Here is an 18,076-nt window from a genome sequence, read left to right on the forward strand (position 1 = left end):
ACACCTGTACCCATGCCGAACACAGAAGTTAAGCCCTAGAACGCCGGAAGTAGTTGGGGGTTGCCCCCTGTGAGATATGGAAGTCGCTTAGCTTTAATCCGCCATAGCTCAGTTGGTAGTAGCGCATGACTGTTAATCATGATGTCGTAGGTTCGAGTCCTACTGGCGGAGTAGTTAAGTAAAGGAGGTATAGACCTTCTTTTTATTATGTAATTTTCACCCTACCTCGCTCCGTTAGGTGTGAGATAGATAGTTTTTTTCAACTGTAGTGGGTTGAAGACTAGAAAGGACAAATTTTGTCCTTTCTTTTTTGATGTTTATAGAGATGAAAATCCATTTTTTTCAAGTTTTCAAAGTTCCGAAAACTAAAGGCATTTCGTTTGATAAGTTTGAAGAGATTATTCATCGCTTCTAATTTGGCGTTGGAATAGGGTAATTGAAGAGCGTTGACGATTTTATATTTGTCCTTGAGAAAGATTTAAAAAATCAGTCTGAAAAGTTTGATACTGTACTGACCCCAAAAAGTTAGACAATTAATTTATCCGAAGGATTTAGTTCTGTATTGCACAGGACTGAGTCCTTTTAGTTTTACCTTAATTCGTTTGTTGTTGTAGTAATCAATATAGTCTACAATGGCTTGTTCCAATTGCCTTAAGCGACTGAAACGACTTCTCATAACCGTAAAACATCTCCGATTTCAGAATGCCAAAGAAAGATTCCATCATACCGTTGTCTGTACTGTTACCTTTACGTGAGATGGATGCTTGAATTCCCTTACTCTCTAGGAACCGATGATAAGAATCATGTTGGTATTGCCAGCCTTTGTGACTATGGAGAATCGTATTCTCATAGTGTTTCTCTGTGAAGACCTGTTCCAGCATCGTTTTTACTTGTTCTAAATTAGGCGAAGTAGAGAGATTCTAAGCAATAATTTCGCTGTTAAAGCCATCTAAAACAGGCGATAAATAGAGTTTCTGTGTGCTATTTGGAATGGCAAACTCTGTCACATCCGTATAACACTTTTCCATTGGTCTCGATGCTTCAAACAGGCGTTGAATGAGATTCTCTGCTTTCTTGCCAATCTCTCCTTGGTAGGAAGAATACTTTCGTCTCCGATGAATTCGAGCTATTAAACCAAGGAGCTTCATCAGACGTTGAACTTTCTTATGATTCACTACAAAACCACGATTTCTTAGTTTAAGAGTAACTCTCCGATAGCCATAATTTCTTTTATGGTCATTATAAATGGCCTGAATTTCAGTTTTAAGCTCTTTATCTTTGTCAAGCCCATCTAGTTCCTTCAATTGATAGTAGTAAGTTGAGCGAGGTAAACAAGCCGCTTCAAGAAGTAAATCTAGTTGAAATCCTCCTGAAGCCATTTCTCTAATTGTCTCTGCCTTTCTCGCTGTATGGCTTCGTCCCTGTCTTCCAGCTCTTTTAACTTTTTTAAGTAAGCCACCTCGGTACGTAAGAGTTCATTCTCCTCTTGGAGTCGCTCTAGTTCTGTCATTTCTTCCCAAGTTTTCTTACATTTACGTCCCATTTTAGGTACTCTCCCTCTTGTTTTCTCAACAATAGTATACCCGTTTTCCTTGTATTGTGCCAGCCAGTTAAGAAGTATCGTACGACTTGGGAGATCTTATTCAAGAGAAACTCTATCTTTGGTCCAGCCTTCATGTATGACTTTATCAATCATTTCTTGTTTTAAATCAGGAGAATAGTAACGATTTTTTCCTTTTTTGACGAATTCAATTCCGTAACGATCAATCAATTTAATCATGTACCTAAGATTAGAATTGTTTATCCCAAATTTATTTGAAAGTTTCTCTATGCTATATCCTTGTTTTCTAGGTTTATAGATCTGGACTTTATCATCATAAGTTAATTTCATAAAAAAAACACCCCAAAAGTTAGATTTTTTCTGACTAACTTTTGGGGTGCAGTTCAGTTCAATACTATGCGTTTTTCTTTTTTAAGATTTTACTTCAGTCGCTTTTTTAGGTAGTCAATTTATTCCTATTCTGTCAATTTTTCCTATTTGTTATCTTGTTGAGGTTGGTATTTTAACAATTCAGGAATTGATAGTGAATGTGTAAAATTTTTTGTTAGAATAAGGTCATAAAAAGAAAAGGAGTATATATTTATGCTAAAAAGTATTTATGATCAGATGACAGATTTCTATGACAGTATCGAAGAAGAGTATGCTACTTTCTTTGGTGATAGTTGGGATTGGGAACATGTTCATTTTAAATTTTTGATTTATTATCTTTTCCGATATAGCATTGGGAATCATCGGGATTTTATTGTTTACCATTATCGTGTTGCTTATCGTTTGTATCTTGAAAAATTGATAATGAAACAAGGTTTTGTTGCTTGTTGAGATGTTTTGAGTAAATTTCCGAACAAATTTAGTTTTTTTTGGAAAAATAATGATAAATAGCCGAAATTTTTTCTAAATCATTTTTAAATAGTTGGAAATAGCAAATCTTTCTATTGTTTCTTCTTGATAAAAAGGCGATTTTTTCTTATAATAAATTGTAAGATATAATTGCAGGTGAGAGTCCTGCCATGTATGTGAGAAAGGAAGAGCCTGAGGGCTCAGACAAGATTATGACTTCAGTTGTTGTTGTAGGTACCCAATGGGGTGATGAAGGTAAAGGGAAGATTACAGATTTCCTTTCAGCGAATGCAGAAGTGATTGCACGTTACCAGGGTGGTGATAATGCAGGGCACACGATTGTGATTGACGGTAAGAAATTTAAGTTGCACTTGATTCCATCTGGGATTTTCTTCCCTGAAAAAATCTCTGTTATTGGGAATGGTATGGTTGTAAATCCTAAATCTCTTGTGAAAGAGTTGAGCTATCTTCATGAGGAAGGTGTGACAACTGATAACTTGCGTATTTCTGATCGCGCGCATGTTATTTTGCCTTATCATATCGAGTTAGACCGTTTGCAAGAAGAAGCTAAGGGTGACAATAAGATTGGTACTACAATTAAGGGAATTGGTCCAGCTTATATGGACAAGGCTGCTCGTGTGGGAATTCGTATTGCCGATCTTTTGGATAAAGATATTTTCCGTGAGCGTTTAGAACGTAACCTTGCTGAAAAGAATCGTCTTTTTGAAAAATTGTATGACAGTAAAGCGATTGCTTTTGATGATATTTTTGAAGAATATTATGAATATGGTCAACAAATCAAGAAGTATGTGACAGATACATCTGTCATTTTGAATGATGCACTTGATAACGGTAAACGTGTGCTTTTTGAAGGTGCACAAGGTGTTATGCTAGATATCGACCAAGGTACGTATCCATTTGTTACGTCATCAAACCCTGTGGCTGGTGGTGTTACGATTGGTTCTGGTGTTGGTCCAAGTAAGATTGACAAGGTTGTTGGTGTATGTAAAGCCTATACGAGTCGTGTAGGAGACGGTCCTTTCCCAACTGAGTTGTTTGATGAAGTGGGAGAACGCATTCGTGAAGTAGGTCATGAGTATGGTACAACAACTGGTCGTCCACGTCGTGTGGGTTGGTTTGACTCAGTTGTCATGCGTCATAGCCGTCGCGTTTCTGGTATTACGAATCTTTCATTGAACTCTATCGATGTTTTGAGTGGTTTAGATACAGTGAAAATCTGTGTAGCCTATGATCTTGATGGTCAACGTATTGACTACTATCCAGCTAGTCTTGAGCAATTGAAACGTTGCAAGCCTATCTATGAAGAGTTGCCAGGTTGGTCAGAAGATATTACTGGAGTTCGTAATTTGGAAGATCTTCCTGAGAATGCGCGTAACTACGTTCGTCGTGTGAGTGAATTGGTTGGCGTTCGTATTTCTACTTTCTCAGTAGGTCCTGGTCGTGAACAAACAAATATTTTAGAAAGTGTTTGGTCCTAAGAGATTTTTAAGATTTGTTTAAGATAGGTAGGGTATACTATAGACAGTTACAAGAAGACCTCCTAACTTGTTGTAACAAATATCCTAAACTTTTCTTTTTCATAATAATCTCCCTATAAAGTCACCGCATTCGGTGGCTTTTTTTGTCTTGGGATTCATGATATAATAATAAAATCGATAAGTAGTAAAAGGGAAATTGATGAATTATACAGTTGAAGAAAAAGAAGTCTTTATGCGGGAGGCTTTGAGAGAGGCTGAGATTGCTCTTGAACACGATGAAATTCCAATTGGTTGTGTGATTGTCAAGGACGGAGAAATCATTGGTCGTGGGCATAATGCGCGTGAGGAGTTGCAACGAGCGGTTATGCATGCGGAAATTATGGCTATAGAAAATGCGAACCTAAGTGAGGAGAGTTGGCGCTTGCTGGATTGCACGCTTTTTGTGACCATTGAGCCTTGTGTCATGTGTAGTGGGGCGATTGGACTTGCCCGCATTCCAAACGTGGTCTATGGGGCTAAAAACCAGAAATTTGGCGCTGCTGGGAGTTTGTATGATGTCTTGACAGATGAGCGTCTCAATCATCGTGTAGAGGTTGAAACGGGAATTTTGGAAAATGAATGCGCAGCTATTATGCAGGACTTTTTTAGAAATAGACGGAAAAAATAATTTTGCTTTTAAAATGAATAGGAATGTGATATAATAAATAGTGGAGCAACAGTTCTGCGTGAAGCGGGTCAGGGGAGGAATCCAGCAGCCCTAAGCGATTTGAATTGTGTGCTCTTTTTTTCGTGCTTTTTCCGAATAAATAAGATAGAATAATCTAGAATAAATGATAATAGAAAAGAGAAGATGATGAAAATTCGTGGTTTTGAATTGGTTTCGAGTTTTACAGATAAAAATTTATTGCCTAAGCGTGAGACAGCGCATGCGGCTGGTTACGATTTAAAGGTTGCTGTGCGCACAGCTATCGCTCCAGGAGAGATTGTCTTGGTTCCGACAGGGGTTAAGGCTTATATGCAGCCGACTGAGGTTCTCTACCTCTATGATCGTTCTTCAAACCCTCGTAAAAAGGGCTTGGTTTTAATTAATTCAGTTGGGGTCATTGATGGGGATTATTATGGCAATCCTGGGAATGAAGGGCATATTTTTGCGCAGATGAAGAATATCACAGACCAAGAGGTTGTTCTTGAAGTTGGAGAACGTGTTGTCCAGGCTGTCTTTGCTTCTTTTTTAATTGCAGATGGAGATGCGGCAGACGGCGTGCGGACTGGTGGATTTGGATCGACTGGGCACTAGAATGAAGATTATCTTTGTACGTCATGGGGAGCCAGATTATAGTATGCTTGATAAACTTGAAAATCCGCAACTCTATAGCGGTTTTGGTCGTGATTTAGCACCATTGACAGGAAAAGGTCGCAGTCTGGCAAAAGAAGTTGCTAAAACTGCATGTTTTGGAAAGGCAGAGATTATTATTTCATCGTCTGTGACGAGGGCTTTAGAAACAGCCCATTATATAGCGGTTGAAACAGGATTGGACTTATTTGTGGAGCCGTTTTTTCATGAGTGGCGTCCAGACTTAAATGGTACTAACTCTGATTTAACTAGTGTATTGGTAGCTCATGAATATTATCTAAAACATCAAGGAGGTTTACCTGAAGATTCTCCTTGCCGCTATGAAACTGCTCTGGAGATGCGTCATCGTTTTTTAAGAACTTTGGAAAAATATAAAAATTATAAAACTATTATCATTGTAACTCACGGAATGCTTATGCGCCAGTTTGTGCCAAATGAGAAGATTGATTTTTGTCAAGTGATTGAGTGTGAGTTAGAGATATAGAAAGAGGTTTATCATCGCAAAGAAAAAAGCGACATTTGTATGTCAAAATTGTGGGTATAATTCCCCTAAATATCTGGGACGATGCCCCAACTGTGGGTCTTGGTCTTCTTTTGTAGAAGAGGTTGAGGTTGCCGAGGTAAAGAATGCGCGTGTGTCCTTGACAGGTGAGAAAACTAAACCCATGAAACTGGCTGAGGTGACTTCTATCAATGTCAATCGAACCAAGACGGACATGGAGGAATTCAACCGTGTACTTGGAGGAGGAGTGGTACCAGGAAGTCTCGTCCTCATCGGTGGGGATCCTGGGATTGGAAAATCAACCCTTCTCCTACAAGTCTCAACCCAGTTGTCCCAAGTGGGGACTGTTCTCTACGTCAGTGGGGAGGAGTCTGCCCAGCAGATTAAACTACGTGCGGAGCGCTTGGGAGATATTGATAGTGAGTTTTATCTCTATGCAGAGACCAATATGCAGAGTGTTCGAGCAGAGGTAGAGAGAATCCAGCCAGATTTCCTCATTATTGACTCCATCCAGACTATTATGTCTCCTGAGATTTCAGGGGTGCAGGGGTCTGTTTCTCAGGTGCGCGAGGTGACGGCTGAACTAATGCAGCTAGCTAAGACTAATAACATCGCCATCTTTATCGTAGGTCATGTGACTAAGGAAGGAACTTTGGCTGGGCCTCGTATGCTAGAGCATATGGTGGATACGGTGTTATATTTTGAAGGGGAGCGCCACCATACCTTTCGTATCTTGAGAGCGGTCAAAAACCGTTTTGGTTCTACCAATGAGATTGGGATTTTTGAGATGCAGTCGGGCGGTCTGGTTGAGGTTCTCAACCCGAGTCAAGTTTTCCTAGAAGAGCGTTTGGATGGGGCGACTGGCTCGTCCATCGTGGTGACTATGGAAGGGACGCGTCCGATTTTGGCGGAGGTTCAAGCCTTGGTAACTCCGACCATGTTTGGAAATGCCAAGCGTACGACGACAGGACTTGACTTTAATCGTGCGAGCTTGATTATGGCTGTTTTGGAAAAACGTGCAGGTCTTCTCTTGCAAAATCAGGATGCCTATCTCAAATCTGCTGGTGGTGTCAAATTGGATGAACCTGCGATTGACTTAGCTGTTGCAGTTGCCATTGCTTCGAGCTACAAGGACAAGCCAACTAATCCTCAGGAATGTTTTGTGGGAGAACTGGGCTTGACGGGAGAAATTCGGCGCGTGAATCGTATCGAGCAGCGCATCAACGAAGCTGCTAAACTAGGTTTTACTAAGATTTATGTACCTAAGAATTCTCTGACAGGAATCACTCCGCCTAAGGAAATTCAGGTCATTGGCGTGACAACGATTCAGGAAGTTTTGAAAAAGGTTTTTGCTTAATCTGTGACAAATCCTCTTAAAAATGATAAGATAGGAGAAATATTTGACTATCAAATTTTCAAGGAGGGAATCGTGTCGTATTTTGAACAGTTTATGCAAGCCAATCAGGCTTATGTTGCCCTACATGGGCAGTTAAATCTGCCACTTAAACCCAAAACCAGAGTAGCTATTGTGACCTGTATGGACTCACGTTTGCACGTTGCGCAAGCTCTGGGCTTGGCACTTGGGGATGCTCATATCTTGCGGAATGCAGGTGGTCGGGTGACCGAGGACATGATTCGTTCGCTAGTTATTTCCCAGCAACAGATGGGGACAAGAGAGATTGTGGTATTGCACCATACAGACTGTGGTGCTCAGACCTTTGAAAATGGTCCTTTTCAGGAGTATTTAAAAGAGGAGCTAGGTGTCGATGTGTCAGATCAGGACTTTTTGCCTTTCCAAGATATAGAGGAGAGTGTACGCGAGGACATGCAACTCCTTATCGAGTCTCCCCTAATACCAGATGATGTGATTATCTCTGGTGCTATTTACGATGTGGATACAGGAAGTATGACAGTCGTAGAATTGTAAAAAATTCATTTAGAAAGAAAGTGTATGAAGAAAAACAGCATTTTATTTATTTTTATCTTATTGCTATGTATTGGTTTACAATATGAAACCATCTACTATACGGATGGTTCGATGTTAGGTGCGGAATATGGACTGATGGGAGTTTCTATCTTTCTAGCTCTCTTTTACATGATTCCGGCTCTTTATTTCCTTTTCCATATTGGGAAAAAATGGGAATTGCCAAAGAACGCTTTGATTTTGTCTTTATTGGGTGGGATGTTCCTTGCAGGCTGGTTGTCTAGCTTTGCTAATACCTATATCCATGATTTACTGGGCATTCTTTTCCCAGATAGTGCATTTTTAAATGCCTTTGAAAGTGCTATTGTGGCTCCTTTGGTAGAAGAACCCTTGAAATTGTTACCACTTGTCTTTGTTTTAGCTTTGATTCCTGTGCGAAAATTAAAATCTTTGTTTTTACTAGGGATTGCTTCTGGTTTGGGATTTCAAATGATTGAGGATATTGGCTATATTCGTACAGATTTGCCAGAGGGATTTGACTTTACTATTTCGAGAATTTTAGAGCGTATCATCTCAGGAATTGCCTCTCACTGGACTTTTTCAGGTCTGGCTGTAGTAGGTGTTTACTTGCTTTACAGAGCCTATAAAGGGCAGAAGGTTGGCAAGAAACAGGGGCTTATTTTCCTAGGTTTAGCCTTGGGAACTCACTTCTTGTTTAATTCTCCTTTTGTTGAATTGGAGACAGAGTTGCCTTTAGCGATTCCAGTGGTTACGGCTATTACTCTTTATAGTTTTTATCAGGCTTATCGCTTTGTTGAGAAGCACAATGAGTTGATGAACTAGAAAAATTTTCAAAAGAATGATGCAAGGGTACAAATATGGAGCCCTTCTTTTATTTTTGATGTATGTGTCCTGAATTGGGAGAATTGAATAAATAACATTGAGAGAACGTGAATAGCGTTCTCTTTTGTTTTTCTCAATTTATTCTCAGGAGGTCACAAATGACATCAAAAGAAAAAGAAACACGTGAATTGATTGTTTCATTCTTGATGAAACAGACAGGGATAACCCGTCAAGAATTAATAGACAACATTAAAGAACTAGAATCTTTTGGATTGATTGCTTTTAACTCAAAAGGTGACCTTAGATTTAGGGAGGTTTAGGTATGGAAAGAATCTCACTTGCACAGGTTAATAACGGAGAAAGATTCTTCCGTGTACCAAAGTTGCTTTTTGAGTCTGAACTCTATAAAAAGATGTCTGCTGAGTCTAAATTGCTTTATGCCATCCTAAAGGATAGATTTGAGCTATCAGTAAAAAACAACTGGATTGATGCTGATGGAAATATCTATTTCATCTTTACCGTTGAAGAAATTGGAGAGATGTTAGGTTACGGAAAAGATAAGGTTATTAAGCTGAAAAAAGAGCTGAAAAAATATGACCTACTCGAAGAAGTTCGCCAAGGTTTAAACAAACCAAATTTGATTTATCTTGGTTCTTTAAAGGTTGAAAATGTGGCTAAACCCTTGATACCAGCGGAATTCGGAAATTCCGACTTCCAGAATTCTGAAATTCCGAATTCAAGAACTCTGGAAAACAGAATTCAAGACTTCGGAATTTCAGAACCTAATGATACTGATTCTAGTGAGCCTGAGTTTAGTGAGCCTGAGTTTAGTTTAGAGGAGGAAGAAGAGAAAGCCCCTCAAAATTCTGAAGTAAAAAATAGAGTCAACCTTTCCCGAAAAGTTGATAAGGCGACTAAGTACGACCGAGATTATATTTGGAACTTGGTTCATGACCAGTTACTAAAAGAAAACTTCTCACAGGCTACCGCAGATTATGCGATGATACATTTTGATGACCGCTATGAATACGCTTTAGAGAATATGAAATATGCTAGCTCCTCGGAGAGGATTGCTGAGTATGTCTTTAATGGCATAGTTGCTGAATGGAATCAAAACATAAGGAAACAACAAGCAAAAAGACAGCAAAATATATAGTTTTCTTTTCAGTATAATCTGATTTGACCTTGGCAAGTCGATAAACTACCAGGAACATTGACAATAGAATACCCCCTCTGCCCTGATACAGCGTGACTATGAGATAGAAAATGGGGGGCGGAGTGTAAAGCTAGACTCTAGCCTCAGTCACAATTCGCATTTTCGCGGGTTTGTCGTTTTGACCATAAACGGTGCGCAAGAAATACAGATATAACCAAAAGGAAGTTATACAGCATGGGTGTAAATCAACCTAAATTTATTCGAAATGGAGAGAAAGAATGAATAAATTTGAAGACCTTGCAAACAATGACGTTTGCATCAGAGACTTAAAACAATTAGGACGTGAAGGTGGTGCTTCTGCTTATCTTGATAGTGGTGAAATACTGAACTTAAAACCAAAGTATGGCACAGTATCAAGAAAAGCCTATGTCGCAGGAAAGCATATGTACGTTGATCTAAAGATTGAATACAAAGACGTTTTTTCCGCAATTCGCACAATAGAACGAAATGGAATTTTGGTTGCGAGAAGATGTCGATTTGGAATGACCAACGTGCTTAGACTTACAGGGACGGGCTATCACCGCACTAGAAAACGAAGCACAGGAGGAAATTTATGACGGATTGGGAAAATGACAAAGGTTGGAAAGAAAGTTTTGAAGACCAACAAAAGAAAATCCAGTCCAACCGTCAACCAACAAAAGATAATAATGAGCCTATACGCTTTAAAATCATTGAGACGATTGCCGTCCTATCAAAGAATGACAGAGGGTGGCAAAAGGAACTAAACATTATTTCATGGAATGATGCCGAGCCAAAATATGATATACGGTCATGGAAAGATGACCATTCACGAGTTGGCAAGGGTGTCACACTTTTTGAGGACGAAATGGTCGTCCTTGCAGATGCAATTAAACATTTACAAATTACAAAAAAGAAAGAGGATTAAATCTTATGGAAACAGCAGTAAAAGTATTTCAAATTGTTCAAGCAGTCGTAATCATCACTGGGCTTGTATGGGTTCTATCAGGAGCCATCGATTTCTTTGGTGGTCGTAACAATAACGATTCAATGCGTCAAGAAAAAGGTGCAAATTCAATGGTAAATGGTGGCGCTATCGGTGTAATTGGTGGTGCGGTATGTCAAGCAATCATTGCAGCGCTTCAAGCAATTAACTAAAGCCTGGAATGAAAGGAGCTAGAGGGAATGGATAACATTACTAATTCCCTAGCTGAATATAGTTCAACAGTCAACCAGTATTCTGATCAAATCAATAATGCATTGTTGCCAGTTGCTTCAATCTTGATATTAAGTTTCTTTTTAGTCGATATCATTTCGTGGAACAAGAGACTTGGACAAGAAGGAGGAAGTCTGACCGTTCAATTATGGATGGAAGTTGCGCTAGGATATGTTATTGCTTTTTTGCTAGTATATAATATTTCTGAAATATTTGACTTTATTGTTTTGGTATTCAACAAAGGAATTACTTTGGTAAATGGAGTTCTACCACAGAGATCATTTGATGTAGAGGTTGACACTTCAGGCATCAGTGGATGGATTTTTAAACAGATTGTTTCACTTGTTGCTAAAACAGTTGATTTTATTGGTGATATTTGTGCAAAAATAATTGTTTTCTTACGTTTTTTCCAAATGTATATTTTGAAAGCAATTTCACCATTAATTGTTGCCTTCTTCATGTCAGAGCAAACAAGACCAGTTGCTATTAATTTTTTGAAGCATTTTGCATCATACGCACTGCAAGGCCTTCTAATTGTTATTATAGTGAGCCTTTATCCTGCATTAGTAACAGATGATATGTTTAAAGCAGGTTCAGGAGACTGGGTTGTTGCATTTGCATCAATTGGAAAAGGTGTTGTATATATTATTGCAATATTCGGAAGTCAAAAATTAGCAAAAACACTTTTAAATGCCATGTAAAAAAGCAATAAATTTGGTAAAATAGTTCCATAAGGAGGTGAGTTCATGTCAGAAAAACGATACTATATCAAGCGAGAAGGAAACCATTTCAAATTGTCTCCTCAATCGCAAGAAGAACCATTAGAAACCCCTACGTCAGTTCAATCAAACGCTCCAAAACGAGTGAAACGCTCCATTTGGTCAATGATTGGCAACTTCTTTAGTATGTTTTTATCAGGTCTGATTTTGATTATTGGATTTCTGATTGCTACTCCTTTCTTTTTAATAAATTTATTGATTAATTGGATCAAATTATCTATTGGATTTGCAATTTTTTGGGCTATTGCATATATCGTATATGATACAATTATTCTTAACAATATGTCACTTGGTGTCCATCCATTTAATACAACAATTGTATTAACTATAATGGGTTTAGGCTTCATAGCTTCAATTTTTGTGACGATTGCTCAAATAAAAGAATAAATTGACTTTAATATGTTGAACTGACACTTTGCTTGCAAAGTGTTTTTATTATAGCTAGAAAGAAAAATGATGAATAAACTAGGAAGCGAATTTCTGAAAGAATTTGATAATTACGAAAGACCAATTGCATTTGGACTGACAAAGCGGTTATTAATTATGATGCTCGGTATAGGAATTGTTATCTCTTTAACTATTTCAATATCGCTAATGGAATTATCAGATATTTTTATGTATCTTGTAGCTTTACTGATCGCACCGCCATTTATTGTTTATGGACTAGGATTTGATGAATCAGTCAAGGATAAGATATTATTTAATTTAAAAGTTCAAAAACGTTCATATATTACAGAATTTAGAGAAGAGGAGGAACTCAAAAAAGATGATTTTAAGTATTGGAAAAAAGTCAAAGAGTATGACGAAAGCTGAAAAAGAGAGAAAAGCACGTCTAAAACGCTCATTGAAAGCATCTACTCAAAATACTATCAAATATAATAGTTTATTTGAAAGTGGGTTGATGCACATTGCTAAAAACGAATGGTCAAGAACCTATCGCTTGGGTGACGTCGCCTATCTATCCGCTAACCAGGAAGAAAAGATTGACGTGATTGATACACACGCTGAAGCGCTCAATTCACTTGATGCAGGCTCTACTTATCAGCTCCTGGTTATCAATCGGAAAATCGAAGACAACGCTGTTGACCAAATCAAATATGATGAAGTTGGAGACGGTTTTGATGATTTTCGCAGAGAGTACAATGAAATTATCGAAAGTCGTTTTTCAAGCGACTCTAAAAATTTTCAGGTAGAGAAATATGTTACTCTTAGAACTGAAGCATATAATAAAAGTCAAGCAGATTCTATTCTGAATGAACTTGGGAACTCTCTTGAAAATCAATATGCTCAGATGGATATTACATTTAAAGAGTTGGGTGGAAAAGAAAGGCTTGATATATTTTCTGAACTGCTAAATGGTAAACGGAAGTTACCTTATTCATTCAGAGATATTGCATTGTCTGAATTGCATACAAAAGACTTTATTGCACCTAACAGGCTTCATTTTTTAGAGAACCGTTTTCGTATTAACGAAGAAGTGGCTAGAGTCATGTATGCTAAAAATTTCCCTACTTTTCTTACTGACAAGATGATTAAAAATCTTACCGATATTGGTGTTGAGTTGGCGATTACAATACATGCAGAGCCTTATGAGCCATCCAGTTTTATGAAAAAAATCAATAACATTGATACGACAATTAAAGCTGAAATGGTTAAAGCTCAACGTTCAGGGGCTCAAGAAGGTATCGATCAAGATTTAGCCGTTAGTGGTAGAGCCAGGGAAATTTCAGAATCGACGAGACGTTGGAAAGAAGAGATTGATGATAACGATCAAAAGGCTTTCTCAGGAATTATTGCTATTTACTTCAAAGCTAAAGATGAAGAAGAATTAGCAAGTGTCACGGATAAGATTCTGACTGCTTCTCGTAAAGTAGGAGTTGACTTCCAGGAGTGCTATTATTATCAAAAAGAAGGATTGAATACAATTCTTCCTATCGGGCACACTTTTTTAAATGTGAAGCGTAGATTTGTTCGTGATATGACTACTGCAAACATAGCTACACAAGTACCGTTCACAAATGTTGACTTAAAGTCAGAAAGCCCACGTGCACTCTATTACGGTCAAAATCAACTATCTAACAATGTTATTACAATTGACCGTAAAGCAGACCTTAATACTGGTTCAGGGGTTGTACTTGGTTCTTCAGGTTCAGGTAAATCTGTTACAGTTAAAACTATGGAAATTATACCAACTTATCTGAAGAACCCTGAAGACCGTATCATCATTGTTGACCCTGAAGATGAATATTCAGATATTGGTAGAGAGTTTGGCGCTCAACAAGTCGATATTTTTATCGGTTCTAAGTCGCACTTAAATTTGTTAGATTTGCCTGACATGAGTCAACTGAAGGACGAAGATAATGATCCAATTGGTGATAAATCAAATCTTCTGATGGGGTTGTTCGAATCAATCCTTGATGAAGTCGGTGACGTGCAATATACCATTATTGACCGTGTGACACGTGAAACTTATAAACGGTTTGCGGATGAAGATAGAACGCCAACGCTTGCAGATTGGCACGATATTTTACAAGAGCAGGAAGAACCTGAAGCCCAGGAGTTAGCGCTTAAATCAGAAATATATGCTAAAGGTTCACAAAATATCTTTGCACATGAAACAAACGTAGATATTACAGATCGTTTTGTTGTCTTCAATTTGAAGCGTTTAACAGGTAAATTAAAGCCATTTGCAATGATGGTTATTCAGGATTATATTTGGAATCAAGTTGTCGCTTCCCAAGGGAAACTCACTACTCGCATTTATTTCGACGAGGTACAGCTCTTCTTCAAAGAAGAAGTCCAGGCTATCTTCTTTACAGAGTTGTATTCACGGGTTCGTAAATACGGGGCGATTGCAACAGCCATCACACAAAATATTGAAACCCTGATGAACAAAGAAGAAGGGCGCAAGTTGGTATCTAATAGTGAGTTTATGATTCTCTTGAAACACAAGAAATCAGACTTATTGGCTCTTTCTAAAGCCATTACACTTACTCCAACTCTTACCAGGTATATTGAAAAACCAAAAGCAAAAGGAACGGGCTTGATTGTCGCAGGTCAAGTGGTTGTACCTTTTGAAAATCCAATTCCTCGACATACACGATTATTTGAATTAGTTGCTACAGATGCGTAGGAGGTGTAATTTTGTCAAGAAAGACAAGGAAGGAATTACGTCAAGCAACTCGTGAATATAAGGAAGCCAAAAAAGACATTCGTAATGCTAGAAAAAAATATGCTAAAGCAGATAAGAGGGATAAACAGCTTTTACAGCCAAAAACAGAAGCAGAAAAGCGTTACCTGAAGCAGAAGAAAAATGCAAGGCGACAAGTTGCTAGTAAAGAAATATCTCAGCTAAAAGAAAGAAAAAAGGAAGCAGGTGTTAAAAGAAGGCAAGCGATTCAGAGAAATGGAGGAACGACTCCCCAAAAAGTCGGTAGATTGGCACATAATCAAGCAACTCAACTTGTAGATGGTGCTTTTCAAGATAATGACTATTTAGAAGATGTTGCTTCAGCAAGACAGAATATCAGACGAGCACATGTAGAAGTTAGACAAGCAAAAAAAATTGGAAAGTATTCTATCAAAATAGCTTCAAATTCAGTAAGAAATGCTTATGCATCAGGAAATAGGACTTACAATCTTGTTCGTGGAAAGGGGTTTACAAGAACACCTGTTAAAGCTCGTTGGGAAACAAAAGTAAAAAATAAGTACCAACTATTAAGAGCGAAAACTAATGCTTCTAAAGCAGGGAGATTTGGTAAAACTGTAAAAAAAGTAACTTCTAAAATTAGTAAGCCGTTATTCACTATCCTAAAAAATCCTTTAACTGCAAAATCATATATCGTTTTGTTTATTATGTTTTTAGCAATTGCTATTTTTGGGGCAATGGCAGGTGGAGGAACTTCAACTGTAGCACAAAACGAGTTTGATCTTACAGAAGCTTGGACTCATATTTCAAAAATTGATAGAGAAAAATCAACAGATAAGGTTGATTATTGGACAAATATTGATGAAATAATGATGTTCATGGGTTACAAATATGAAGATTACAAGCTAGATTCACCCTATAATACGGATAAGAAGTGGTGGGAATTAAATCATTCTTACAGGGAGCTTCTTTCCGATACTTGGGAAGAATTAAATAAAGATAAAGACAATTTAAAAACAATGTCTGATATCTATACTTCGTCTGAAAATAAATATCTAAGATTGAGTGAATCCGAGTTAAAAGAGTATAACGAAGTCTTAGAACAGGCAAAACAAGTAGGCTATTATGTAACCTACAACGATTTGTCAAACCCCTTTAATGCTGAAGCAAATGATGAAAAATTAGATCCAATACGGATTGATAAAAGGTTTGGCTATGTTTCAAAAACAGAGATATACAACGGTTCTGTTTTGCAAGCGAACCAAGGGGCAAGACTTTACGCTGTGATGGATGGTACAATTTCTGTAAAAGATCAAGATGTGATTATATCATCAGAGACGGCAGAGTTTACTTATAAGAATGTGACTCGTGTTCGTGTTAATGATGGTGACAAGATTAAAGTTGGGAATGAAATTGGTGAGGTAAGTGATGTAGGAGGACAAGAAGTTTACTATAGAAAACTCAAAAACAAGAAAAAGAAAGAATGGGTTTGGGTAAATGTTGGTTTCTATCTTCCAAAGGTCGAATATAATCAGACTACGTCAGTAATTTCAGATATGAACCTAGACGGGGATATTGGCAAAAAAATAAATGATATATACAACTACTTCAAAAAACAAGATAGTAGCGTAACTTTAAACGGTATCTCAGCAATTTTAGGAAACTTTTGGACAGAATCATCAATAACAGCAAAAAGGGCCGAAGGAGACTATTTAAGCCCTCCTGTTGGCGCATCAGCTAACTCATGGGATGATCCTAACTGGTTAAACATGGGTAATGCTGAAGTGTATCAAGGGAAATATCCAAATATTATCCATAGAGGTATTGGACTTGGACAATGGACTGATACCCGTGATGGTTCGATTAGACATACAATGTTATTGAACTACGCAAAGGATAAAGGAAAAAAATGGTATGATCTCGAACTTCAACTTGACTTCATGCTAAATGGTGATTCTCCTTACTACGTTGAACATTTAAAAAATATCCTTCATTCAAGCGAAGATGTAGATTATTTAACTAACAAATTTCTTGTATATTGGGAAGGAAACGAAGGAGATAAAGTAAAAGAACGGCAACATAATGCTCAACAAGTTTTATCGTATCTCAAAAATCCTAGAGGTCACACTAGAGGAGGAAGTGCCGTTTTAGAAAGTTCATGGGGTTTCCCTTCGGAGTATTCATCTAAAATATCTAGTTATCCTTCAGGAGCTACCGTTTCGGCTAGCCTTGATGGTAACACTTATCCTACTGGCCAATGTACCTGGTATGTGTATAATCGATTAGTAGAAGCAGGAGCTCCTCATTATAATTGGTTAGGAGATGGACAGAACTGGGTTAGAGGATTGGTTGCCAGGGGATGGACATACAGTTCAACTCCAGTTGCAGGAGCAGTTATGTCAATCCAAGGTGGTTTTTGGAATACTCCTGCGGAGTATGGGCATGTAACTTATGTTGAACATGTAAATGAAGATGGTAGTTTTCTAGTTTCTGAGTGTAATGTTGGGGGAGTTCAAGATAGAATACATTGGACTCTTTGGACAAATCAAAGTTACCTTTCATTTGCAATTCCGCCAAAATAGAAGAAAGAATGGAGAATTATGATAGATTCATCTAAATTAAAAGTAATAAAATTTATTGGTTATATACTATTGATTATCCTTGCCGTATTTCTTGGAGTAGGTATAGGACAAACAATAGCAGATCACAATCAAAAAAAGGAAATTGCTGAAAGTAAACAGACAGCAACAAAGGAGGGGCTTAATCAGGAAGAGGTAAAAGAATTTTTAGTGAACTATTATACCAAAAAAGATCTTGGAGAGAATAGGAATCGCTATAAAGAATATATGACTGATGGTCTATATAAACAAACAATAGCTAAAGAAGAAGAACCTGTGAGCCAAACCTATAAAGGATTTGTTGTAGATTTTCAGTTTAAATCAGCAGAAATTTATATCAATCAAGACAAATTACAAGTTATAGCGCAAGTAAATTATGTAAATACTTTACTAGATGAAAAGAAAAACTATAACACTGCTCAAAAAAATGTTTTGAACAAAAAGACACTGAGAATAAGTTATACTAATGAAAACGGTAAAATGAAAGTAAATAAGATGGAATCCATTATTTTAACAGATCAAACAGGTGACTATGGAATTTTGGATAGTACAAAACCATCTGAAGGAACTACAACGGATTCATCAACAAAACCAACTACAACACCTAGCACCTCAAATTAA

19 protein-coding genes, 1 tRNA gene, 1 rRNA gene, 1 other RNA gene and 2 pseudogenes are annotated in these 18,076 nt (G+C 37.6%); 22 read left to right on the top strand and 2 right to left on the bottom strand.

Annotation, left to right across the window (positions count from 1 at the left end; genetic code table 11):
• Together rrf and D7D54_RS08195 are read left to right on the top strand one after the other, a co-directional pair.
• Nucleotides 1-92 (top strand): 5S ribosomal RNA (gene rrf, locus D7D54_RS08190); the annotation flags it as partial.
• A gap of 5 nt (nucleotides 93-97) precedes the next feature.
• A tRNA-Asn gene (locus D7D54_RS08195) sits at nucleotides 98-171 on the top strand.
• A gap of 63 nt (nucleotides 172-234) precedes the next feature.
• Here the strand turns inward: D7D54_RS08195 and D7D54_RS08200 are convergent.
• A pseudogene (locus tag D7D54_RS08200) lies at nucleotides 235-475 on the bottom strand (transposase); the annotation flags it as partial.
• A gap of 63 nt (nucleotides 476-538) precedes the next feature.
• Nucleotides 539-1,891: pseudogene (locus D7D54_RS09420) on the bottom strand (IS3 family transposase).
• A 252-nt stretch (nucleotides 1,892-2,143) separates the two neighbouring features.
• Between D7D54_RS09420 and comW the strand changes: the two are divergent.
• The 20 genes from comW to D7D54_RS08300 all read left to right on the top strand — a co-directional run bounded on the left by comW (nucleotide 2,144) and on the right by D7D54_RS08300 (nucleotide 18,076).
• A complete protein-coding gene (comW, locus tag D7D54_RS08210) occupies nucleotides 2,144-2,380 on the top strand; it encodes a sigma(X)-activator ComW (RefSeq protein ID WP_020902513.1) in 237 nt (78 codons plus the stop codon).
• A 230-nt stretch (nucleotides 2,381-2,610) separates the two neighbouring features.
• On the top strand, nucleotides 2,611-3,897 hold the full coding sequence (locus D7D54_RS08215; protein ID WP_001832534.1) for an adenylosuccinate synthase: 1,287 nt from the start codon (nucleotides 2,611-2,613) through the stop codon (nucleotides 3,895-3,897).
• A 199-nt stretch (nucleotides 3,898-4,096) separates the two neighbouring features.
• Nucleotides 4,097-4,564: a tRNA adenosine(34) deaminase TadA gene (gene tadA, locus D7D54_RS08220; protein ID WP_020902514.1), complete on the top strand. Its 468-nt coding sequence runs from the start codon at nucleotides 4,097-4,099 to the stop codon at nucleotides 4,562-4,564.
• Nucleotides 4,565-4,596: 32 nt separating this feature from the next.
• An RNA gene (gene ffs / locus D7D54_RS08225) (signal recognition particle sRNA small type) lies at nucleotides 4,597-4,694 on the top strand.
• 56 nt (nucleotides 4,695-4,750) lie between these two features.
• Complete coding sequence (locus D7D54_RS08230) at nucleotides 4,751-5,194, top strand: dUTP diphosphatase (RefSeq protein WP_020902515.1); 444 nt, start codon at nucleotides 4,751-4,753, stop codon at nucleotides 5,192-5,194.
• 1 nt (nucleotide 5,195) lies between these two features.
• Nucleotides 5,196-5,735: a histidine phosphatase family protein gene (locus tag D7D54_RS08235; protein ID WP_031237801.1), complete on the top strand. Its 540-nt coding sequence runs from the start codon at nucleotides 5,196-5,198 to the stop codon at nucleotides 5,733-5,735.
• Nucleotides 5,736-5,748: 13 nt separating this feature from the next.
• Nucleotides 5,749-7,110 (top strand): DNA repair protein RadA, encoded by a 1,362-nt coding sequence (gene radA / locus D7D54_RS08240; RefSeq protein WP_078748308.1) that lies wholly within the window; start codon nucleotides 5,749-5,751, stop codon nucleotides 7,108-7,110.
• Between the two features lie 72 nt (nucleotides 7,111-7,182).
• Complete coding sequence (locus D7D54_RS08245; RefSeq protein WP_004237611.1) at nucleotides 7,183-7,680, top strand: beta-class carbonic anhydrase; 498 nt, start codon at nucleotides 7,183-7,185, stop codon at nucleotides 7,678-7,680.
• A 24-nt stretch (nucleotides 7,681-7,704) separates the two neighbouring features.
• A complete protein-coding gene (locus D7D54_RS08250) occupies nucleotides 7,705-8,520 on the top strand; it encodes a PrsW family intramembrane metalloprotease (protein ID WP_020902517.1) in 816 nt (271 codons plus the stop codon).
• 158 nt (nucleotides 8,521-8,678) lie between these two features.
• Nucleotides 8,679-8,840, top strand: a complete 162-nt coding sequence (locus tag D7D54_RS09395) for a hypothetical protein (protein ID WP_020902600.1) — start codon at nucleotides 8,679-8,681, stop codon at nucleotides 8,838-8,840.
• A gap of 2 nt (nucleotides 8,841-8,842) precedes the next feature.
• Nucleotides 8,843-9,676 carry a replication initiator protein A gene (locus tag D7D54_RS08255; RefSeq protein ID WP_120719204.1) on the top strand — a complete coding sequence of 278 codons (834 nt, stop codon included), beginning with the start codon at nucleotides 8,843-8,845 and terminating at the stop codon, nucleotides 9,674-9,676.
• A 278-nt stretch (nucleotides 9,677-9,954) separates the two neighbouring features.
• Nucleotides 9,955-10,293, top strand: a complete 339-nt coding sequence (locus D7D54_RS08260) for a hypothetical protein (RefSeq protein WP_020902597.1) — start codon at nucleotides 9,955-9,957, stop codon at nucleotides 10,291-10,293.
• A 98-nt stretch (nucleotides 10,294-10,391) separates the two neighbouring features.
• A complete protein-coding gene (locus tag D7D54_RS08265) occupies nucleotides 10,392-10,622 on the top strand; it encodes a YdbC family protein (RefSeq protein ID WP_324031325.1) in 231 nt (76 codons plus the stop codon).
• 5 nt (nucleotides 10,623-10,627) lie between these two features.
• Complete coding sequence (locus D7D54_RS08270; protein ID WP_020902610.1) at nucleotides 10,628-10,852, top strand: hypothetical protein; 225 nt, start codon at nucleotides 10,628-10,630, stop codon at nucleotides 10,850-10,852.
• A gap of 27 nt (nucleotides 10,853-10,879) precedes the next feature.
• On the top strand, nucleotides 10,880-11,611 hold the full coding sequence (locus D7D54_RS08275) for a type IV secretion system protein (RefSeq protein WP_120719205.1): 732 nt from the start codon (nucleotides 10,880-10,882) through the stop codon (nucleotides 11,609-11,611).
• A 45-nt stretch (nucleotides 11,612-11,656) separates the two neighbouring features.
• On the top strand, nucleotides 11,657-12,076 hold the full coding sequence (locus tag D7D54_RS08280) for a lactose transporter (protein ID WP_208636627.1): 420 nt from the start codon (nucleotides 11,657-11,659) through the stop codon (nucleotides 12,074-12,076).
• Between the two features lie 66 nt (nucleotides 12,077-12,142).
• Nucleotides 12,143-12,502, top strand: coding sequence for a PrgI family protein (locus D7D54_RS09425; RefSeq protein WP_239822539.1), 360 nt, complete (start codon nucleotides 12,143-12,145; stop codon nucleotides 12,500-12,502).
• Nucleotides 12,456-14,822, top strand: coding sequence for a VirB4-like conjugal transfer ATPase, CD1110 family (locus tag D7D54_RS08290; RefSeq protein WP_120719206.1), 2,367 nt, complete (start codon nucleotides 12,456-12,458; stop codon nucleotides 14,820-14,822). The genes D7D54_RS09425 and D7D54_RS08290 overlap by 47 nt, the downstream gene beginning before the upstream one ends.
• A gap of 11 nt (nucleotides 14,823-14,833) precedes the next feature.
• Complete coding sequence (locus D7D54_RS08295; RefSeq protein ID WP_120719207.1) at nucleotides 14,834-17,419, top strand: phage tail tip lysozyme; 2,586 nt, start codon at nucleotides 14,834-14,836, stop codon at nucleotides 17,417-17,419.
• 18 nt (nucleotides 17,420-17,437) lie between these two features.
• Entirely contained in the window at nucleotides 17,438-18,076 is a 639-nt protein-coding gene (locus tag D7D54_RS08300; protein WP_120719208.1) for a hypothetical protein, read from the top strand.

The organism is Streptococcus chosunensis, from assembly GCF_003626515.1.
GTDB classification, from domain to species: domain Bacteria; phylum Bacillota; class Bacilli; order Lactobacillales; family Streptococcaceae; genus Streptococcus; species Streptococcus chosunensis.